Origin of the sequence: Streptomyces sp. NPDC058646, assembly GCF_042716875.1 — a bacterium.
In the GTDB taxonomy this organism is placed as follows: Bacteria; Actinomycetota; Actinomycetes; order Streptomycetales; family Streptomycetaceae; genus Streptomyces.
Genome location: NZ_JBHXRK010000016.1, coordinates 126,644 through 144,447, shown reverse-complemented (window position 1 = coordinate 144,447; position 17,804 = coordinate 126,644). Strand labels below are relative to the sequence as shown.

Sequence of the window (17,804 nt, the reverse complement as noted above, 5' to 3'; positions counted from 1 at the left end):
CCCCGGCGCGGCGCCGCACCCGCCGGAAAACAGCTGGCGAGCCGGGCCCGCCGCCCCCGACCCTTGACCCATGCCAGAACAGCCGCCCACCCGCCGGATCCGCGCCGCGCACACGGCCACCACGATCACCGTCTACCAGGCGTACGCCCCCCGCCTGGGCGAACCGGCGGCCCGCGACGGCCGCTTCCCGCCCGCCTGGAAACGGGACCGGATGACGTGGATCAAGCCCTCGTTCCTGTGGATGATGTACCGCTGCGGCTGGGCCACCAAGGCCGAGCAGGAGACCGTCCTGGCGGTCGAGATCACCCGCGAGGGCTTCGACGGTGCCCTGCGCGGCGCCTGCCTCTCCCACTACGCCCCCGGCGTCCACGAGGACCGGCAGGCCTGGCAGCAGGCCCTGCGCACGGCCCCGGTCCGCGTCCAGTGGGACCCGGAGCGCGACCTCCGCCTGAACCCGCTGCCGCACCGCTCGCTCCAGCTCGGCCTGTCCGGGCCCGCCTCGCGGGCGTACGCCGACGCGTGGACCGTCTCCATCCGCGACGTCACTCCGCTGGCCCGCGAGATCCACGGCCTGCTCCGGGCCGGCGACGACGCGGCGGCCCGCGCCCTGCTGCCGGTGGAGACCCCGTACCCCGCGGGCCCGCTGCCTCACCTCGGCGCGTAGTCGATCCGTCCGGCCTCGAAGGGCCACACCTCGCGCAGCCAGCGGCTGACCGTCCGGTACAGGGCCGCGTCGAGCGGCGCCCGGTCGGCCCGCACCCACGAGCTGACCTGGACCCGGCCGGGCGCCGCCCTGGACGGGTGGATGTAGAGGCACCCGATGACCTCGTCACCGTCCAGCATGCTGTACGTGAACGCCGTCCGCGCCTCGAAGTCCCGCGCGTGGCGCACCAGGTCGGCCCGGTTGGCCTCCGGGGACATGCCCTCCGGCGGCGGCCAGTTCCCCCCGCCGAAGCCGGGCGTGGCCCGGATGTGGGCGATGCTCCCGCTCCAGGCGGCGAGGTCGCGCTCGTTGTGCCGCTCCCCGAGCGGCTCCAGCCGGAAGCCGTCCGCTTCGAGGGTCCGCGGCACCTCGAAGCCGGCCGGCACGAAGGTCTGCTGATCATCGTTCATGCCGGGACGGTACGGGCCCGTTCCGCCAGCGTCAGCAGCTTTTCCACCGGCCACTGGTCGTCGACGTGCTTCCCGTACCCGGCGGCCACCACCCGGCCGTCCGGCGCGATCAGGAAGTCCGCGGGCAGGCCGAACCGCCCGCCGGGCTGGGACCGCGACGGCAGCTTTCCCCGGCCGCGCACCACCTCGGCCGTGGCGGCGGCCCCGGAGCGCAGGATCGGCCACCAGGCGCGCGGGCTCAGCAGCGAGCGGTAGGACGCCTCGACGCCGAACTCCGCGTACAGCCGTTTGCCGGGGTCGGCGACCACCGCGAACGGCAGCCCGGCCACGTGCTCGCGCAGTTCCCCGGCGTCGGAGTGGAAGACGACGACCTCCCGGATCCCGGCCGCCTCGATCTCGGCGTGCCGCCGCACCACCGAGCGCAGGTGCAGGTGGCAGACCGGGCAGCCGGCGAACCGGCGGAACTGCAGGTGCACGAGGTGCTCGGGGTCCGGGACGGCGACGGGAGCACCGTCCACGACGGCGGTGAGCGCGCGGGGACGGACGACGGAACCGGTGACCAGCTGCACAAGGGCCTCCTCGGTGGGCGCAGGCCGTACACCTACCCCGGTCGCCCCACGCATCATGCGCCGCGCCGACCGGCTGCGGACCCCGCCGGAGCACACCCCGCCGAGCGGCGTGTTCCCAGCCCCAGCGCCCGTACGGCACCATGGAGGTTTGACCTGAAGGAAACGGGGCGCCGCGCGTGAATGGTCCACTCATCGTCCAGAGCGACAAAACCCTCCTGCTCGAAGTCGATCACGAGCTCGCCGGAGCCGCCCGGCGCGCCATCGCTCCCTTCGCCGAGCTGGAGCGGGCCCCCGAGCACATCCACACCTACCGGATCACCCCGCTCGGCCTGTGGAACGCCCGGGCCGCCGGGCACGATGCCGAGCAGGTCGTCGACGCGCTCGTCGAGTACTCCCGCTACCCCGTCCCGCACGCGCTGCTCGTCGACGTCGCCGAGACCATGGCGCGCTACGGCCGCCTCACCCTCTCCAAGCACCCCGTGCACGGGCTGGTGCTGACCAGCACCGACCGGCCGGTGCTGGAGGAGATCCTGCGGTCCAAGCGGATCATCCCGCTCGTCGGGGCGCGCCTGGACCCCGACACGGTGGCGGTGCACCCCTCGGAGCGCGGGCAGATCAAGCAGACCCTGCTCAAGCTGGGCTGGCCGGCCGAGGACCTCGCCGGGTACGTGGACGGCGAGGCGCACCAGATCGACCTGGCCGAGGACGGCTGGGCCCTGCGCCCCTACCAGCAGCAGGCCGTCGAGGGCTTCTGGCACGGCGGCTCCGGTGTGGTCGTTCTGCCCTGCGGCGCGGGCAAGACGCTGGTGGGCGCCGGGGCGATGGCCATGGCGAAGGCGACCACGCTGATCCTCGTCACGAACACGGTCTCGGCCCGCCAGTGGAAGCACGAGCTGGTCAAGCGGACCTCGCTGACGGAGGAGGAGATCGGCGAGTACTCCGGCACCCGCAAGGAGATCCGGCCCGTCACCATCGCGACGTACCAGGTCCTGACGACGAAGCGGAAGGGCATCTACCCGCACCTGGAGCTCTTCGACTCCCGGGACTGGGGTCTGATCGTCTACGACGAGGTGCACCTGCTGCCCGCGCCGGTGTTCAAGTTCACCGCCGATCTCCAGGCCCGCCGCCGCCTCGGCCTGACGGCCACCCTCGTCCGGGAGGACGGCCGCGAGTCGGACGTCTTCTCCCTCATCGGGCCGAAGCGCTTCGATGCGCCGTGGAAGGAGATCGAGGCGCAGGGCTACATCGCGCCCGCCGACTGCGTCGAGGTCCGCGTCAATCTGACCGAGGCGGAGCGGCTCGCGTACGCGACCGCCGAGACGGAGGAGAAGTACCGCTTCTGCGCGACCACCGCGACCAAGCGGAAGGTCACCGAGGCGCTCGTCGCCAAGCACCAGGGCGAACAGACCCTCGTCATCGGGCAGTACATCGACCAGCTCGACGAGCTGGGCGAGCACCTGGACGCTCCCGTCATCAAGGGCGAGACCTCCAACGCCCAGCGCGAGAAGCTCTTCAACGCCTTCCGCGAGGGCGAGATCAGCGTGCTGGTCGTCTCGAAGGTCGCGAACTTCTCCATCGACCTGCCCGAGGCCACCGTCGCCATCCAGGTGTCCGGCACCTTCGGCTCCCGCCAGGAGGAGGCGCAGCGTCTCGGCCGGGTGCTGCGGCCGAAGGCGGACGGGCACGAGGCGCGGTTCTACTCGGTCGTCGCGCGCGACACGATCGACCAGGACTTCGCGGCGCACCGCCAGCGCTTCCTCGCCGAACAGGGCTACGCCTACCGGATCATGGACGCCGACGAGCTGCTGGCCGAAGGCTGACGGTCCGCTCCGGGGGCGGCGGCGTCCCGGCGGGGGCGGGCCGTCCTGCGGGCCGCGGCGAGCAGGACGGCCAGCAGGGGGACGCCCCAGACCCACAGCCGGGGGCCAGTCCGCGAGCAGGGCGCGGCCGGTGGCGGGCAGCTGCCGGGCCCAGAAGTCCGCGGAGTCCTGCGGGAAGACCAGCAGGCCGAGCAGCGCGGTGGCGGCGAGGGCGGCCAGCGCCGTCAGCCCGGCCCGGGCGCGGCCGGTGAGCAGCAGGTACGCGGCGACGGCCGCCGAGGCCGGGGAGGCCCCGGCGGCGATGCCCACCGCGAAGCCCTTGCCGAGGGCGGCCCCGGGCCGGCCGAGGTCCCACACGGCCAGGCAGGCCAGGGCCAGGTCGATCCGGCCGGGCAGCGGGGCCTGGAGGAGGGGCTCCAGCCACAGCCCGGCGCTGGTCGCGGCCAGGACGGTCCCGGTGCGGGCAGGCAGTGCGGCGAGGCGGCAGGAGAGCAGGACCAGCAGGGCGAGCAGGGCGGCGTCGCCGAGGACGAAGACGGCGCGCAGCAGCACGGGCGGCAGCCAGGCGGCCGGCGTGAACAGGATCGCCGCGAACGGCGGGTAGGCGGGCGGCGGGCTCCACCCGGCGGTGGACAGCCCGTCGGCGACGGCGTCCGCCGCCGGGATCCGCAGGGCGATGCCGAGGACGCCGAGCACGAGCAGCAGACCCGTGACCAGTACGCCGGCTAGGGATGACGACGGAGGGCTGGTGGCGGTGGAGCGGGTCACGGCGCGACCCTAGTGGATCACTGGCGCGCCTCCGCCGGTTCAAGCCACGGACAGGCGGCCGGGCCGCTGCGGTGTACGGGGCCGGGCCCCGGGTCCGGCCTCAGCGGCGTATGACGCCCGCGTCCTCGGCGTACTCACCCAGCACGACGACGCTCACGGCGGCGGCCGCGAACACCTTCGCGGCGCGCAGGACGCCGCCGAAGCCGCTGTGGGCAGAGGACTCGGAGAGTGCGGTGGCGCCGCGCGGGCGGCCGCCCTGGATCGGGGTGAAGGGTGCGGTGCTCATGGATCCATGGTGCGTCCGGGCGATGCCCGGCACATCGCCCCGGGGACGGAACCCCGGGGCCTTCGACGTCCCCCTCCCGGCCGATGACTCCCCCTGGGGGCCCTACCCGGGTATGAGATGCCCCGTACGGAGGTCCCACGCGAAGAACCGTGCCGAGGTCCCGTACGCAGGCCCCGCACGAAGGGACTCCGGGCCCCCGTAATCCGTTCGCGCCGCCCCGCCGCGATGGCTAGAATCTCCGCTCTTGCCGCCTCCCGCCGCACGTACGGGGAGAGCCGCCCACCGGTCGGAAACCGGCGGGCCGTCTGTTTCGCACCCAGCAGCTGGAGGCAGTCCCGTGCCCGCGCACGCCCCCGACACCACGCCCCACGCCCCGGATCCGCTCGCCCGCGAACGCGCGCACCTCGCCGCCTCCCGCTCGGCGCTCCGCGCGATGCGCGAGGACGTCGAGTCCCTCGACATCCGCGACGTCACCGCGAACTGGGTCAACGCGATCGTCCTCCAGGCCCAGATCGACGACCGCATCAAGGCCCTCGCCGACCTCGCCCACACCCCGCTCTTCTTCGGCCGCCTGAACTACCTGCACGCACCGGGCGCCGACCTCGCCGAGGGGGCGGAGGGCGAGCAGTTCTACATCGGCCGCCGGCACGTCCACGACGCCGGCGGCGACCCGATGGTCATCGACTGGCGCGCGCCGGTCTCCCAGCCGTTCTACCGGGCCTCCAGGAACGACCCGCAGGACGTCGCGCTGCGCCGCCGCTTCGGCTACACGGGCGGTGAACTGACGGCGTACGAGGACGAGCACCTGTCCGACCCGGCCGAGGCCGCCGCCGTCAGCAAGCTGCTCCAGCAGGAGATCGAGCGGCCGCGCGTCGGCCCGATGCGGGACATCGTCGCGACGATCCAGCCCGAGCAGGACGAGATCGTCCGCTCCGGCCTGTCCGGTTCGGTGTGCGTCCAGGGCGGGCCCGGCACCGGGAAGACGGCCGTCGGCCTGCACCGCGTCGCCTACCTCCTCTACGCGCACCGCGACCGCCTGGCCCGCACCGGCACCCTGGTCATCGGGCCGAACCGTTCCTTCCTCCACTACATCGAGCAGGTCCTGCCCGCCCTGGGCGAGCTGGAGGTCCAGCAGGCCACCGTCGACGACCTGGTCGCGCGCGCGGGCCTGGAGGTGCGCGGCGCCGACCCGGCGGAGACCGCCGTGGTCAAGGGCGACGCGCGGATGGCGGAGGTGCTGCGCCGGGCGGTCCGCTCGCACGTCACGCTGCCCACCGAGGCGCTGATGGTGGTCCGCGGCTCCCGCCGCTGGCGCATCCCCGCGTACGAGCTGGAGGAGCTCGTCACGCAGCTCCTCGACCGGGACATCCGCTACGGCGCCGCCCGCGAGGCCCTCCCGCAGCGGATCGCGCACGCGGTGCTCGTACGGATGGAGCAGGCGGGCGAGGCGCCCGACGACCGGGTGCAGGACGCGGTGGCGCGGAGCGCGGCCGTCAAGGCGGCGGTGAAGGAGATGTGGCCGCCGGTCGAGCCGGCGAAGCTGGTCCTGCGCCTGCTCTCCGACCCCGACTTCCTCGCGCGGCACGCGGCGGACGTCCTGACGGCGGACGAGCAGAAGCTGCTGCAGTGGCCCAAGCCCTTCCGGAGCGTGAGGTCCGCGCAGTGGTCGGCGGCGGACCTGGTCCTGATCGACGAGGCCGCCGACCTGGTGGAGCGGACGCACTCGCTGGGGCACGTCGTCCTCGACGAGGCGCAGGACCTGTCGCCGATGCAGTACCGGGCGGTGGGGCGGCGCTGCACGACGGGCTCGGCGACGGTGCTGGGCGACCTGGCGCAGGGCACCACGCCGTGGGCCACCCGCAGCTGGGACGAGGCCCTGACGCACCTGGGGAAGCCGCAGGCGGTGGTGGAGGAGCTGACGGCGGGCTTCCGCGTGCCGCGCGAGGTGATCGCGTACGCCTCCCGCCTGCTGCCGTCGATCTCGCCGGGGCTGGCCCCGGTCTCCTCGGTCCGCGAGACCCCGGGGTCGCTGCGGATCGAGGAGGTCCCGGACCTGACGGCGGCGGTGGTCGCGGCGTGCCGGGACGCGCTGGTGCACGAGGGCTCGATCGGGCTGATCGCGGCGGACGCCCGCATCCCGGTCCTGGCGGAGGCCCTGGCGGCGGCGGGCCTGCCGTACCTGGCGCCGGGCGAGGAGACGACGGCCGAGTCCCGGCTGACGCTGGTGCCGGCGTCGCTGGCGAAGGGTCTGGAGTACGACTACGTGGTCCTGGACGAGCCCGCGGCGGTCGTCGACGGCGAACCGGACGAACGCACCGGCCTGCGCCGCCTCTACGTCTGCCTCACCCGAGCCGTCTCAGGCCTGACCCTCCTCCACAAGACCCCCCTCCCCCCAGCCCTGACCTGACCCCATCACCGCCAGGACCGCCCCGATCCGGCCCGCCGGTGATTGCGGCGCGGGGGTCCGGGGGCCGGCCCCGGCAACGGCGCCGCACCGTCGGGGCTCAGCCACTCCAGCCCCGCCGGGACGTGACGCGCGGGGTCGGCGCCAGGCCGGCGGCAGCGGCCCGGCTCAGGCCAGCGCCGCCCGCCAGTCCGCGACGGCCGCCGCGGAGACGGCCCGCCCCCACCCGTCGGGCCGCGCTGCCCCACCGATGTGGAAGGCGTCGATCCCCGCCGCCCGCAGCGCCGGCAGGTGCCCCAGCGTCAGGCCGCCGCCGACGAGGATCCGCGCCCCGTACCCCGGCTCACCCCGCCGCGCGGCCTCCGCGAGCAGCACCGGCAGGCCTTCGTCGACCCCGGCCGCCGAGCCCGCGGTCAGGTACGTGTCCAGCCCGGGCAGGTCCGCGAGCGCCTTGCGCAGCCCGTCGCGGTCGGCCGCGCGGTCGATCGCCCGGTGGAAGGTCCACCGGCAGCCGTCCAGCTCCGCCACGACCGCCTCGACGGCGTCGAGGTCGGGGCTGCCGTCCGGGTGCAGGAAACCGAGGACGAACTCGTCCGCACCCTCGGCCCGCAGCGCCCGCGCCTCCGCGGTGAGGACGGCGAGCTGCCCGGCGTCGCCCGCCGCGAACCCGTCGGCCTTGCGGAGCATCACGCGCAGCGGGATGTCGACCGCCGCCCTGATCGCCGCGAAGGTCTCGCGCGGCGGGGTGAGCCCGTCGGCGGCCATGTCGGTGACCAGTTCGAGTCGGTCCGCCCCACCGGCCTGGGCCGCGACCGCGTCCTCCGCGTCGAGGGCGATCACCTCCAGGAGCGCACGGTTGCTCATTCGATCCCATCCTTCGGAAAGCTGGCGAAAATAGGTCTAGTCCAATATCAGGGTACGGGCCGGTGCCGCGGCTCCACCAGCACCATCACGCCACCCCCACAATGTGCGCATGGACACAGGCACCCCGCACACCGACGCCACGGCCCTCCGCGCCCGCTGGGCGGACACCGTCGCCGCGGCCGGCGCCACCGCGGGCACCGACCCCGGCCCCTACGCCGACCGCCTCCTCACGGCCTGGGCGGAGCCGCAGCGCCGGTACCACACCACCGCGCACCTGACCCACGTCCTCCTGCGGATCGACCAGCTGGAGCAGTACGCCGCCGACCCCGCCGCCGTCCGGCTCGCCGCCTGGTTCCACGACGCCGTCTACCGCCCCGACCGCTCCGAGAACGAGGAGCGCAGCGCCGCCCTCGCCGAGCGCGCCCTGCCCGAGCTGGGCATCGGCCCCGCGCGCACCGCCGAGGTGGCCCGGCTGGTCCGGCTCACCGTCACCCACGACCCCGCCCCCGGCGACACCGACGGCGAGGTGCTCTGCGACGCCGACCTGGCGGTCCTGGCCGGCAGCCCGCAGGACTACGCCGCCTACGCCGCCGCCGTCCGCGACGAGTACGGGTTCGTCCCCGACGACGCCTTCCGCACCGGCCGCGCCGCCGTGCTGCGCGGGCTGCTCGGCCTGCCGCGGCTCTTCCGCACCCCCTACGGCGCCGCGCACTGGGAGGGCGCGGCCCGGACCAACCTCGCCACGGAGCTCGCCCTGCTGGATTCACAGCCCTGACACATCCGCGGGGAATGGGAGCTGTTTCGGGACGGTTGGTGAGATACATGCCCGAAGCCCCCGCACGCCCCCGCATGCCCGTCGCCGTCTACGTCCTCGGCCTGTCCGTCTTCGCACTGGGCACCAGCGAGTTCATGCTGTCCGGGCTGCTGCCGCCCATCGCCGAGGACATGGGCGTCACCATTCCGCAGGCGGGCCTGCTGATATCCGCCTTCGCCATCGGCATGGTCATCGGGGCTCCGCTGCTGGCCGTGGCCACCCTGCGGCTGCCGCGCCGCACCACCCTCGTCTCGCTCATCAGCCTCTTCGGCCTCGGGCAGGTCGCGGGCGCGCTGGCCCCCTCGTACGAGCTCCTCTTCGCCTCCCGCGTGGTCTCGGCCCTCGCCTGCGCCGGGTTCTGGGCCGTCGGCGCGGCCGTCGCCATCGCCATGGTCGAGCGCAACCAACGGGCCCGCGCCATGGCCGTCATGATCGGCGGCCTGTCCATCGCGAACGTCCTCGGCGTCCCCGCGGGGGCCTTCCTCGGCGAGCACCTGGGCTGGCGCTCCGCGTTCTGGTCGGTCGGCGCGGCCTCCGCCGTCGCCCTCGCCGGCATCCTCGTACTCGTCCCGAGGATCCCGCTGCCCGCCGAGAAGCCCCGCCTCGGGCGGGAGCTCGGCATCTACCGCGACCGCCAGGTGTGGCTGTCCGTCGTCATCACGGCGCTCGCCGCGGGCGGCGTCTTCTGCGCCTTCAGCTACCTGTCCCCGCTGCTGACGGACGTGGCGGGGCTGGACTCGCACTGGGTCCCGTGGATCCTCGGCCTCTTCGGCCTCGGCGCGCTCGCCGGCACCACCCTCGGCGGCCGGGTGGCCGACGCACACCTGTTCGGCGTGCTGCTGTGGGGCATCACCGCCTCGACGGTGTTCCTGACGGCGCTGGCCCTGCTCGCATCCGCGCAGGCGGCGGCGATCGCCCTGTCCTTCCTGCTCGGCTTCTCGGCCTTCTTCACCGCCCCGGCGCTCAACGCCCGCATGTTCAACGTCGCGGGCGCCGCCCCGACCCTCGCCGGAGCCACCACCACGGCCGCGTTCAACCTCGGCAACACCGGCGGCCCCTGGCTGGGCGGAACCGTCATCGACGCGGGCCTCGGCTTCTCCGCCACGGCCTGGGCGGGCGCCGCGATGACCCTCACCGCCCTCGGCCTCACCGCGGTCGCCCTGCGGCTGGACCGCCGCACACCGCCCCGCACGACCCGCGTGATCACCTCGCACACCCCCACCCCGGCCGGGACCCCCGAAAAGGTCTAGGTTCTCGTCGTCACAGTGGCGCCTACGCCGGGCGGCCCTTGGGCCGGCGCAGACCCGCCTCCGTGAGGCGGCGGACGAGTTCCTTGCTGCCGATCTCCACCGCCCCCGCCCCGACCGCGTCCGCGTACCGGTACGAGGGCACGTCGTAGTGGTCCCGCTCGAAGGCGCGCGGCGGGCAGCCGATGGAGGCCGCGAAGGCGTGCAGCTCCTCGTACGAGACGTCGCTGACCAGGTGCGACCACATGCGGCCGTGGCCGGGCCAGGTCGGCGGGTCGATGTAGACGGTCACCGGCCGAAGACCGGCCCGAGGGCGCCGACCGCGGCCACCTTCACGCCCGCCTCCGAGCACACCCAGTGCGGATCGGGCCCGAGTTCCGGCTCGACGTCCAGCGCGTGCGGGTCGCCGTGCGAGCAGACCGGGCACAGCGGCCAGCGCCCGTACTTCTCCAGCAGTGCGTCCTGCACGTCCTGGGCGACGAGTCCGGGGAGGTAGTCGACCCCCTCCGGCCACTGCTCCACCCACCACCGGCGGTGCGTGACCGAGTCCTCGACGAGGGAGACGACATCGGCATCGGCGACCTGGCCGGCGGCGAGGTCGGCGAGAACCAGTGCACGGGCGACATGCAGCGCCTGTTCCAGGGGGGTCGCGGGTTCCATGCGCCCATTGTGGACCCGTACGGCCCAACCGTCGAAGGTCGCTTCCCGCCGGTACTCATGGCTCCTTGACGCGCGGCCACCGCGAAAATAGCTTTCAGGCGTGAGCAAGAACACAAAAGAAACTTTCAGCACCGCCCGGGCCGCGCCCTCCCCCCGGACCGCACCCGCCTCCCCGGCCGCACCCGCACCGGCCCCCGCCGAGCTGCGTGCCCGCGTCCGCGCCCTCGCCCCCTCCATGACCCGCTCCGTGCAGGCCGTCGCCGAAGCCGTCGCCGCCGACCCGGCCGGCTGTTCCCGGCTGACCGTCTCCGACCTCGCCGCGCACACCGGCACCAGCGAGGCCACCGTCGTCCGCACCGCCCGCCTCCTCGGCTACCCGGGCTACCGCGACCTGCGCCTGGCGCTGGCCGCCCTCGCCGCCCAGCAGGAATCCGGCGCCGCCCCCGCCGTCACCGTCGACATAGCCGTCGACGACCCCCTCGCCGACGTCGTCGCCAAACTGGCCCACGAGGAGGCCCAGACCCTCGCCGACACCGCCGCGGGCCTCGACCTCGCCCAGCTGGCCGCCGCCGTCGCCGCCCTCGCGACCGCCCGCCGCATCGACGTCTACGGCGTCGGCGCCTCCGGCCTCGTCGCTCAGGACCTCGCCCAGAAGCTCCTGCGCATCGGCCTCGTCGCCCACGCCCACAGCGACCCCCACCTCGCCGTCACCGGCGCCGTCCAGCTGCGCCCCGGCGACGTGGCCGTCGCCGTGACCCACTCCGGCAGCACCGGCGACGTGATCGAACCCCTGCGCGCCGCCTTCGGGCGCGGCGCCACCACGATCGCCCTCACCGGCCGCCCGGGCGCCGCCGTCGCCCACTACGCCGACCTCGTCCTGGCCACCTCCGCCCCCCGCGAGAGCCGGCTGCGTCCGGCCGCCATGTCCAGCAGGACCAGCCAGCTCCTCGTCGTGGACTGCCTGTTCGTCGGCGTGGCGCAGCAGACCTACGAGACCGCCGCACCCGCCCTCGCCGCCTCGTACGAGGCCCTCGCCCCCCGCCACCACACTCCCGTACCGACCGGCAGGCGCAGCACCGGTCGCTGAGGGACGTCCTGAGGAGCCCGCCCATGACCGCCTACGCCGAACTCCGCGCCCAGCTGGAGACGCTGACCACCGAGGCCGTCCGCCCCGAACTCGCCGGGATCGACCGGCTGTCCACCCTCGACATCGCCCGCACGATGAACGCCGAGGACGCCACCGTCCCGGCCGCCGTCGCCGGATCCCTCCCGCAGATCGCCACCGCGATCGACGCGATCGCCGCCCGCATGGCCGGGGGCGGCCGGCTGGTCTACGCGGGCGCCGGAACCGCCGGCCGGATGGGCGTCCTCGACGCCAGCGAGTGCCCGCCCACCTTCAACACCGCCCCCACCGACGTCGTGGGCCTGATCGCGGGCGGCCCCTCGGCCATGGTCCGGGCCGTCGAGGGCGCCGAGGACTCCAAGGAGCTGGCGGCCGCCGACCTCACGGCGCTGGGGATCGGGCCCGCGGACACCGTCGTCGGCGTCTCCGCCTCCGGCCGCACCCCGTACGCGATCGGCGCCGTCGAGTTCGCCCGTACGCTCGGCGCGCTCACCGTCGGGCTGTCCTGCAACGCCGGGTCCGCGCTCGCCGCCTCCGCCGAGCACGGCATCGAGGTGGTCGTCGGGCCCGAACTGCTCGCCGGCTCCACCCGGCTGAAGGCCGGCACCGCCCAGAAGCTCGTCCTCAACCTCATCTCGACGATCACGATGATCCGGCTCGGGAAGACGTACGGGAACCTGATGGTCGACATGCGCTCCTCCAACGAGAAGCTGCACGCCCGCGCCCGCCGGATCGTGGCCACCGCCACCGGCGCGCCCGACGAGGAGATCGAGGCCGCGCTGGCCGCCACCGGCGGCGAGGTCAAGAACGCGATCCTCGTCGTCCTCGGCGGCGTCGACGGCCCGCGCGCCGCCGAACTGCTCGCCGCGGCGCAGGGCCACCTCCGCACCGCCCTCGCCGCCGCCCCGACCGCCGCCCCCACCCGGTCCAGCTGACCTCCGACCCAAGGCGACCTCCCATGCCCACGGACAAGAACCGCGCCACAGCCGCCGCGATCCTCCCCCTGGTCGGCGGCCCGGACAACGTCACCTCGATCGCGCACTGCATGACCCGGCTGCGCATCTCCCTCCGCGACCGGAGCCTGGTCCAGGACGAGGCCCTCAGGGCCCTGCCCGCGGTCCTGGGCGTGGTCGAGGACCTGGGGGCACCTCCCAGCGGCAGCTGGGGGATGTACCAGATCGTCCTGGGCCCGGGCGCCGTCGCCCGCGTGACCCCGGAGTTCGAGGCCCTGGTCGCGGAAGGCCGCTCGGCCGTACCCGCCGCAGCTCCCGTCACGGATGCGGTGACGGCCCCTTCCGCAGCGGCGTCCCCCGCGGACCCGGCCGCCCCCCACCCCGTCACCGCGGACGAACTCGCCGCCCAGGGCGCCGTGCTGAAGGAGGCCCGGAAGGCGAGGAACGCGACGCCCGTCAAACTGCTCCTGCGCCGCATCGCGAACGTCTTCGTCCCCCTGATCCCGGCGCTGATCGGCTGCGGCGTCATCGCGGGCCTGAACGGCCTGCTCGCCAACCTCGGCTGGCTGCCCGCCGTGGTCCCCGCCCTCGCCGCGATCGCCTCCGGCTTCATGTCGCTGATCGCGGTCTTCGTCGGCTACAACACGGCCAAGGAGTTCGGCGGCACACCCGTCCTCGGCGGCGCGGTCGCCGCCGTCATCGTCTTCCCCGGCGTCGCCAGGATCGACGCCTTCGGCCAGCAGCTCTCCCCCGGCCAGGGCGGCGTCCTGGGCGCCCTGGCGGCCGCCCTCCTCGCCGTCCAGGTCGAGAAGAGGTGCCGCAAGTGGGTCCCGGAGGCCCTGGACGTCCTGGTGACCCCCACCCTCACCGTCCTGGTCACCGGCCTCGTCACCCTCTTCGGCCTGATGTTCCTCGCCGGGGAGGTCTCCGCCGCCATCGGCACCTTCGCCAACTGGCTCCTCGCCACCGGCGGCGCCTTCGCCGGCCTCGTGCTGGGCGGCCTCTTCCTCCCCCTGGTGATGCTGGGCCTGCACCAGGCCCTCATCCCCCTGCACACCACGCTCATCGAGCAGTCCGGATACACCGTCCTGCTGCCCGTCCTCGCCATGGCGGGCGCGGGCCAGGTCGGCGCGGCCGTCGCCGTCTACTACCGGCTCCCCCGCAACGCCTCGATCCGCGCCACCGTCAAGTCCGCGCTCCCCGCCGGTTTCCTGGGCATCGGCGAACCGCTGATCTACGGGGTCTCCCTCCCCCTGGGCCGCCCCTTCGTCACCGCCTGCGTCGGCGGTGCGGCCGGCGGCGCCTTCGTGGGCCTCGCCCACCAGCTCGGCATCGCCTTCGGCTCCACCGCCATCGGCCCCTCGGGCTGGGCCCTCTTCCCCCTGCTGGACGGCACCTCGGGGCCGGTCGCCAGCCTCACCGTCTACGCGGGCGGCCTGGGCGTCGGCTACCTGGTGGGCTTCCTCGCCACCTACTTCTTCGGCTTCACCCACCAGATGCTGGCCGACCTCGACACCGACCCCGGCCCGGCCCCGGCCACCGGCCCCGCCAGGGAACCGGCCCTGAACTGACCGGCTCGGCCGTCCCGGGGCCGCGGCCGGACGAGGGGGGCCGGGTCAGTCCCCGAACAGCCGGACCGCCAGCGCGGAGCACGCACCCAGGAGCAGGACGAGCGTGTACGCGGCGAGGAGCCTGCGCCGCCCCCGTCGCAGGCTCCCGACCGCCGCAGCGATCCCGAACCCGGCCGCCGTCACACCGAGCACACCGAGTGCCACGGCCGTCCAGTACGCCCAGACGTGCTCCCCCAGGTACCGGACCAGCAACGACGCGGGGAGGAGCAGTACCAGCGCCGGCAGGCTGTCGGCGTGGCTCACCTCCTGCTCCACCGGCCCCGCTGTCCCCGAACGCTCCCCCACCTGGTCCCGCTCCACCACGTCCCCGCCCCCCGTCATCGATCCGCCCCCCCCTCCAGGACGCCCGGCCCGCCCGCGGGGTTGCCCCCACCGGGCCGGAGAGGGCTTCATCCCGGCCGCCGGTGCTGCGCGGCCGGGCGCGGCGTCTTCGCGTCACGCCCCGGCGGCCTCCCGCAGGAACCGGCCGAGGTCGCCCACGCCGTAGCCGAGCTTCGGGCCCCGCTCGGCCGCCATCAGCAGCAGCTGCCCCACGATCTCGGCTCCCCAGCCGTCCGTACCGTCCTCGGACCACTCCCACAGCCGGTCGACGCCGAGGCCGGTCATCAGCAGCCCGTGCCCCGTACGGATCTCCGCGCACACGTCCGCGACCGCGTCCAGCAGCCGCCCGCCCGGCCGGTCGCACCGCAGCCCCAGGGCCCCGCCGAAGTCCTCGACCGCACACCCCTGCGGCGGGTCCGCCTTGAGGCTCGCGTAGCGGGGGTCGTCGAACCCCGGATAGCCCTCCACCGGACAGTGCACCAGCGTGAACCGCTGCCGGCCGGGCGGTACGGGCGGCTGCGGGTCCCCCGCCGCCGGCCCGCGGTCCACGCGCGGAGCCAGGGCCGTCTCCAGACCGCGCAGCTTCCAGCCCAGCTCGAAGGCGAACTCCGCCGCCTCGACCGCCTCGTTCACGCGCCCGCCCGCTCGTGCAGTACGGCGGCCAGCCGGAGCGCGGTGTCCAGGTTGCAGCGGCCCAGATCGACCAGCGGCAGCCCGTACGAACCCGCCGCGGAGACCCGCTCCACGTCGAGCGAGGGGAAGAGCACCCCCACCCCCGCCAGGGACTCCCTCAGCTGTGCGACGGCCTCCTCGGCCGCCTGCATCCGCTCCTGTGGAGTGAGCACCATGACATGTCACCTTTCTACTCTGCGTATTCAACTTCTTCACTCAGCGTGGCGACGCGCTCGCTAACCTTTCAAGTGCGGATCCGCAACAACCCCGCATGTTTTAGGGAGTTGCCATGCCAGGAAAGAACCTCGACCCCTCCTCCTCACCCCGCGCCCTCCTCGGCGCCGAACTCCGCGTGGCGCGCGAGCGCGCCGGCAAGAGCCAGGCCGAGTTGGGCGAACCCCTCTTCGTCAGCGGCTCGTTCATCGGCCAGCTCGAAGCCGGTACGCGGCGCATGCACATCGAGTTCGCCCGCCAGATAGACGAGATCCTCCACACGGACGGCTTCTTCGCCCGCAACTGCGGGGCCCTGGCCAAATCCAAGTACCCGAACCACTTCGCCGAGGCGGCCGAAGCGGAGGCGGAGGCCAAGACGATCCGGGAATACGCACCCCTGGCACTGCCAGGGATGCTTCAGCCAGAGGCGTACGCCCGGGCGGTCTTCCTCGCCTACCAGCCAACGGCGACAGAGGAGGTCATCGCCGAGTTGGTGGCGAACCGGCTGGCCCGTGCCGCCCTCCTCAGTGATCCAACGACCCCTCTGTTTTGGTGTGTCCTCGACGAAGCCGTCCTTCGCAGAACGGTCGGCAGCAGGGCGGTAATGGCGGAGGCCATGTGCCACATCGCAGCCCTGATCCGCACTCGCCGAATCTTCGTCCAAGTACTGCCGTTCAGCGCAGGCGCACACTCATCGATGGGGGGCACCCTGAAGATGATGACCTTCGAGGATGCTCCTCCACTCGCGTACGTTCAAGGGAACGCAATCGGCGTACTGCTGGACGATCCGGCCACTGTCACCCGTCACTCGCTGACCTACGATCTCCTCACAGCCAGCGCCCTGTCACCCATCCAATCGCTGGCCATGATCGAGTCCGCGGCGGAGGATTACGCGCATGACGAGCATGTCTGAGTACGACCTGTCAGCGGCGAGTTGGCACAAGTCCAGTTACAGCGATGGAACCGGCGGTGACTGCCTGGAGATGGCCACCTGGCGGAAGTCCACCCACAGCGACGGCAGCGACGGCAACTGCCTCGAAGTCGCCGCCGGCCACCCCGACCTCGTCCCCGTAAGGGACTCCAAGCAGCCCGAAGGCCCGCACGTGGTGTTCCACGCACGGGCCTGGGCGACCTTCGTCGCGGCGCTCTGAGGGATCAGAGGCCGTCGGTGAACAGCTTGTCCGGGCTGTTGTCGCTGAGGTTCTGGACGACGTCCTTCGTGGACTCGTCGTCCAGGAAGTTCGCCACCTCGTTGGGCAGCGCGTTGGGGTGCTGCGCCTTGTAGAGGGTGGCGACCCCGGCGACGTGCGGCGCCGCCATGGACGTGCCGTTCAGGGAGACGCTGCCGCCGCCCCGCTTCGCGGAGACGATGTCCTGGCCCGGGGCGTAGATGTCGAGGCACTCGCCCCAGTTGGAGAAGTCGGTCTCCTCGTCGAACCGGTTCGTCGCCCCGACCGTCACCACGCGGGCGGCGGAGGCCGGCGAGATGGTGCAGGCGTCGACGTTCGCGTTGCCCGCCGCGACGACGGGCAGCACGCCCCGGTCGGACACGGCGGTCGCAGCGTTGTTGACGGCGTTCGACCGGGGGCCGCCCAGGGAGGCGTTCAGGACGGCGGGCTGCCGGGCGTTGCGGGCCACCCAGTCGAAGCCCGCGATGACGCCGGACAGGGAACCGGAGCCTTCGCAGTTGAGGACGCGGACGCTGACCAGGGTCGACTTCCGTGCCACGCCGAAGGTCGTGCCACCGACCGTGCCCGCGACGTGCGTGCCGTGGCCGTTGCAGTCCGCGCCGTTGCGGCCGTCACCGATCGCGTCGAAACCGGGCCGTGCACGACCACCGAAGTCCGGGTGGGTGTAGTCGATGCCGGTGTCGAGGATGTACGCCGTCGCGCCCTGGCCGCTGGTGTCGGCGCTGAAGTCGCCGTCCAGCGGCAGGCGCCGCTGGTCGATCCGGTCCAGGCCCCAGGAGGCGGCCGGCGACTTCGTCCCGACCCCGGCCGCGGGGACCGGCGGGGCGGTGACCGTCGCGTCCTCCTCCACCGCCAGCACGCCGCGCGTCACCCGGGCGGCCTTCAGCTGGTTCGCCGAGAGGGGGGTGGCGAATCCGTTGAGCGCCGCGGCGTAGGTGAACGTCGGCTTCACCCCCACCTCCGCAGCGAACGTCACCGGGTCGATGGACTTGTCGAGGGTGACGATGTAGCGGCCGGGGATGGCGTTCGCGGAGGTGATCAGCGGCGCCGGGGTGGGCTCCGGCGTGTCGGCGGAGGCCGAACCGGCCGCCACGGAGGTCATCGTGAGGATGGCGGCGGTTGTCAGGCGCGCGGCGAGCAGACGCATGGAGGGAAC

General features: G+C 73.9%; 20 protein-coding genes and 1 pseudogene. 10 read left to right on the top strand and 11 right to left on the bottom strand.

Translation table 11 applies throughout. From position 1 onward, the window contains the following. Positions 1-70: 70 nt before the first annotated feature. Positions 71-664, top strand: a complete 594-nt coding sequence (locus ACFWUZ_RS20880; protein ID WP_384374694.1) for a DUF4291 domain-containing protein — start codon at positions 71-73, stop codon at positions 662-664. Here the strand turns inward: ACFWUZ_RS20880 and ACFWUZ_RS20875 are convergent. Further along, positions 649-1,113 (bottom strand): N-acetyltransferase, encoded by a 465-nt coding sequence (locus ACFWUZ_RS20875; protein WP_384374691.1) that lies wholly within the window; start codon positions 1,111-1,113, stop codon positions 649-651. The genes ACFWUZ_RS20880 and ACFWUZ_RS20875 overlap by 16 nt on opposite strands. Continuing rightward, a complete protein-coding gene (locus ACFWUZ_RS20870; RefSeq protein ID WP_384374688.1) occupies positions 1,110-1,682 on the bottom strand; it encodes a peroxiredoxin-like family protein in 573 nt (190 codons plus the stop codon). The genes ACFWUZ_RS20875 and ACFWUZ_RS20870 overlap by 4 nt, the downstream gene beginning before the upstream one ends. Positions 1,683-1,858: 176 nt before the next feature. On the opposite strand from ACFWUZ_RS20870, the gene ACFWUZ_RS20865 reads away from it, so the two are divergent. Beyond that, entirely contained in the window at positions 1,859-3,502 is a 1,644-nt protein-coding gene (locus tag ACFWUZ_RS20865) for a DNA repair helicase XPB (RefSeq protein WP_384374685.1), read from the top strand. A 165-nt stretch (positions 3,503-3,667) separates the two neighbouring features. On the opposite strand, the pseudogene ACFWUZ_RS20860 reads toward ACFWUZ_RS20865, so the two are convergent. After that, positions 3,668-4,054: pseudogene (locus ACFWUZ_RS20860) on the bottom strand (glycosyltransferase 87 family protein); the annotation flags it as partial. A 316-nt stretch (positions 4,055-4,370) separates the two neighbouring features. Continuing rightward, entirely contained in the window at positions 4,371-4,556 is a 186-nt protein-coding gene (locus ACFWUZ_RS20855) for a hypothetical protein (protein ID WP_384374681.1), read from the bottom strand. A 433-nt stretch (positions 4,557-4,989) separates the two neighbouring features. Between ACFWUZ_RS20855 and ACFWUZ_RS20850 the strand changes: the two genes are divergently transcribed. Beyond that, complete coding sequence (locus tag ACFWUZ_RS20850; protein ID WP_384374822.1) at positions 4,990-6,963, top strand: HelD family protein; 1,974 nt, start codon at positions 4,990-4,992, stop codon at positions 6,961-6,963. Positions 6,964-7,128: 165 nt separating this feature from the next. On the opposite strand, the gene ACFWUZ_RS20845 is transcribed toward ACFWUZ_RS20850, so the two are convergent. Continuing rightward, positions 7,129-7,824: a copper homeostasis protein CutC gene (locus ACFWUZ_RS20845; RefSeq protein ID WP_384374678.1), complete on the bottom strand. Its 696-nt coding sequence runs from the start codon at positions 7,822-7,824 to the stop codon at positions 7,129-7,131. Between the two features lie 109 nt (positions 7,825-7,933). Between ACFWUZ_RS20845 and ACFWUZ_RS20840 the strand changes: the two genes are divergently transcribed. Both ACFWUZ_RS20840 and ACFWUZ_RS20835 read left to right on the top strand, forming a co-directional pair. Next, positions 7,934-8,599, top strand: coding sequence for a hypothetical protein (locus ACFWUZ_RS20840; RefSeq protein WP_384374675.1), 666 nt, complete (start codon positions 7,934-7,936; stop codon positions 8,597-8,599). A 74-nt stretch (positions 8,600-8,673) separates the two neighbouring features. Beyond that, positions 8,674-9,888: a Cmx/CmrA family chloramphenicol efflux MFS transporter gene (locus ACFWUZ_RS20835; protein WP_384374819.1), complete on the top strand. Its 1,215-nt coding sequence runs from the start codon at positions 8,674-8,676 to the stop codon at positions 9,886-9,888. 22 nt (positions 9,889-9,910) lie between these two features. Here ACFWUZ_RS20835 and ACFWUZ_RS20830 read toward each other — a convergent pair whose 3' ends face one another. Together ACFWUZ_RS20830 and ACFWUZ_RS20825 are read right to left on the bottom strand one after the other, a co-directional pair. After that, positions 9,911-10,177 carry a DUF4031 domain-containing protein gene (locus ACFWUZ_RS20830; protein ID WP_384374672.1) on the bottom strand — a complete coding sequence of 89 codons (267 nt, stop codon included), beginning with the start codon at positions 10,175-10,177 and terminating at the stop codon, positions 9,911-9,913. Further along, positions 10,174-10,545, bottom strand: coding sequence for a hypothetical protein (locus tag ACFWUZ_RS20825; protein WP_384374670.1), 372 nt, complete (start codon positions 10,543-10,545; stop codon positions 10,174-10,176). Before ACFWUZ_RS20825 ends, ACFWUZ_RS20830 begins: the two co-directional genes overlap by 4 nt. 100 nt (positions 10,546-10,645) lie before the next feature. Between ACFWUZ_RS20825 and ACFWUZ_RS20820 the strand changes: the two genes are divergently transcribed. The 3 genes from ACFWUZ_RS20820 to ACFWUZ_RS20810 are packed head-to-tail and all read left to right on the top strand — an operon-like array spanning position 10,646 to position 14,192. Next, the gene (locus ACFWUZ_RS20820) at positions 10,646-11,632 is read left to right on the top strand and encodes a MurR/RpiR family transcriptional regulator (protein ID WP_384374667.1); all 987 of its coding nucleotides are present in this window, start codon (positions 10,646-10,648) and stop codon (positions 11,630-11,632) included. A gap of 23 nt (positions 11,633-11,655) precedes the next feature. After that, positions 11,656-12,603: an N-acetylmuramic acid 6-phosphate etherase gene (gene murQ, locus ACFWUZ_RS20815; protein WP_384374664.1), complete on the top strand. Its 948-nt coding sequence runs from the start codon at positions 11,656-11,658 to the stop codon at positions 12,601-12,603. 23 nt (positions 12,604-12,626) lie between these two features. Beyond that, positions 12,627-14,192: a PTS transporter subunit EIIC gene (locus tag ACFWUZ_RS20810; RefSeq protein ID WP_384374661.1), complete on the top strand. Its 1,566-nt coding sequence runs from the start codon at positions 12,627-12,629 to the stop codon at positions 14,190-14,192. 45 nt (positions 14,193-14,237) lie between these two features. On the opposite strand, the gene ACFWUZ_RS20805 is transcribed toward ACFWUZ_RS20810, so the two are convergent. The 3 genes from ACFWUZ_RS20805 to ACFWUZ_RS20795 all read right to left on the bottom strand — a co-directional run bounded on the left by ACFWUZ_RS20805 (position 14,238) and on the right by ACFWUZ_RS20795 (position 15,421). Beyond that, entirely contained in the window at positions 14,238-14,573 is a 336-nt protein-coding gene (locus ACFWUZ_RS20805; RefSeq protein ID WP_384374658.1) for a hypothetical protein, read from the bottom strand. 114 nt (positions 14,574-14,687) lie between these two features. Then, complete coding sequence (locus tag ACFWUZ_RS20800) at positions 14,688-15,206, bottom strand: amidase (RefSeq protein WP_384374655.1); 519 nt, start codon at positions 15,204-15,206, stop codon at positions 14,688-14,690. Continuing rightward, a complete protein-coding gene (locus ACFWUZ_RS20795) occupies positions 15,203-15,421 on the bottom strand; it encodes a hypothetical protein (RefSeq protein WP_384374653.1) in 219 nt (72 codons plus the stop codon). The genes ACFWUZ_RS20800 and ACFWUZ_RS20795 overlap by 4 nt, the downstream gene beginning before the upstream one ends. A 113-nt stretch (positions 15,422-15,534) precedes the next feature. On the opposite strand from ACFWUZ_RS20795, the gene ACFWUZ_RS20790 reads away from it, so the two are divergent. Together ACFWUZ_RS20790 and ACFWUZ_RS20785 are read left to right on the top strand one after the other, a co-directional pair. After that, complete coding sequence (locus tag ACFWUZ_RS20790) at positions 15,535-16,371, top strand: Scr1 family TA system antitoxin-like transcriptional regulator (RefSeq protein ID WP_384374650.1); 837 nt, start codon at positions 15,535-15,537, stop codon at positions 16,369-16,371. Beyond that, on the top strand, positions 16,355-16,609 hold the full coding sequence (locus tag ACFWUZ_RS20785) for a DUF397 domain-containing protein (protein ID WP_384374647.1): 255 nt from the start codon (positions 16,355-16,357) through the stop codon (positions 16,607-16,609). Before ACFWUZ_RS20790 ends, ACFWUZ_RS20785 begins: the two co-directional genes overlap by 17 nt. A gap of 4 nt (positions 16,610-16,613) precedes the next feature. Here the strand turns inward: ACFWUZ_RS20785 and ACFWUZ_RS20780 are convergent, their stop codons facing one another. Continuing rightward, positions 16,614-17,795: a S8 family serine peptidase gene (locus ACFWUZ_RS20780; RefSeq protein ID WP_384374644.1), complete on the bottom strand. Its 1,182-nt coding sequence runs from the start codon at positions 17,793-17,795 to the stop codon at positions 16,614-16,616. Positions 17,796-17,804 lie beyond the last annotated feature (9 nt).

Bases quoted from the DNA above. Each gene is read 5' to 3' on its own strand.
- ACFWUZ_RS20880 (WP_384374694.1), top strand. From the start codon at position 71: ATGCCAGAACAGCCGCCCACCCGCCGGATCCGCGCCGCGCACACGGCC.
- ACFWUZ_RS20875 (WP_384374691.1), bottom strand. From the start codon at position 1,113: ATGAACGATGATCAGCAGACCTTCGTGCCGGCCGGCTTCGAGGTGCCG.
- ACFWUZ_RS20855 (WP_384374681.1), bottom strand. From the start codon at position 4,556: ATGAGCACCGCACCCTTCACCCCGATCCAGGGCGGCCGCCCGCGCGGC.
- ACFWUZ_RS20850 (WP_384374822.1), top strand. From the start codon at position 4,990: ATGCGCGAGGACGTCGAGTCCCTCGACATCCGCGACGTCACCGCGAAC.
- ACFWUZ_RS20845 (WP_384374678.1), bottom strand. From the start codon at position 7,824: ATGAGCAACCGTGCGCTCCTGGAGGTGATCGCCCTCGACGCGGAGGAC.
- ACFWUZ_RS20840 (WP_384374675.1), top strand. From the start codon at position 7,934: ATGGACACAGGCACCCCGCACACCGACGCCACGGCCCTCCGCGCCCGC.
- ACFWUZ_RS20835 (WP_384374819.1), top strand. From the start codon at position 8,674: ATGCCCGTCGCCGTCTACGTCCTCGGCCTGTCCGTCTTCGCACTGGGC.
- ACFWUZ_RS20825 (WP_384374670.1), bottom strand. From the start codon at position 10,545: ATGGAACCCGCGACCCCCCTGGAACAGGCGCTGCATGTCGCCCGTGCA.
- murQ (WP_384374664.1), top strand. From the start codon at position 11,656: ATGACCGCCTACGCCGAACTCCGCGCCCAGCTGGAGACGCTGACCACC.
- ACFWUZ_RS20810 (WP_384374661.1), top strand. From the start codon at position 12,627: ATGCCCACGGACAAGAACCGCGCCACAGCCGCCGCGATCCTCCCCCTG.
- ACFWUZ_RS20805 (WP_384374658.1), bottom strand. From the start codon at position 14,573: ATGACGGGGGGCGGGGACGTGGTGGAGCGGGACCAGGTGGGGGAGCGT.
- ACFWUZ_RS20795 (WP_384374653.1), bottom strand. From the start codon at position 15,421: ATGGTGCTCACTCCACAGGAGCGGATGCAGGCGGCCGAGGAGGCCGTC.
- ACFWUZ_RS20790 (WP_384374650.1), top strand. From the start codon at position 15,535: ATGCCAGGAAAGAACCTCGACCCCTCCTCCTCACCCCGCGCCCTCCTC.
- ACFWUZ_RS20785 (WP_384374647.1), top strand. From the start codon at position 16,355: ATGACGAGCATGTCTGAGTACGACCTGTCAGCGGCGAGTTGGCACAAG.
- ACFWUZ_RS20780 (WP_384374644.1), bottom strand. From the start codon at position 17,795: ATGCGTCTGCTCGCCGCGCGCCTGACAACCGCCGCCATCCTCACGATG.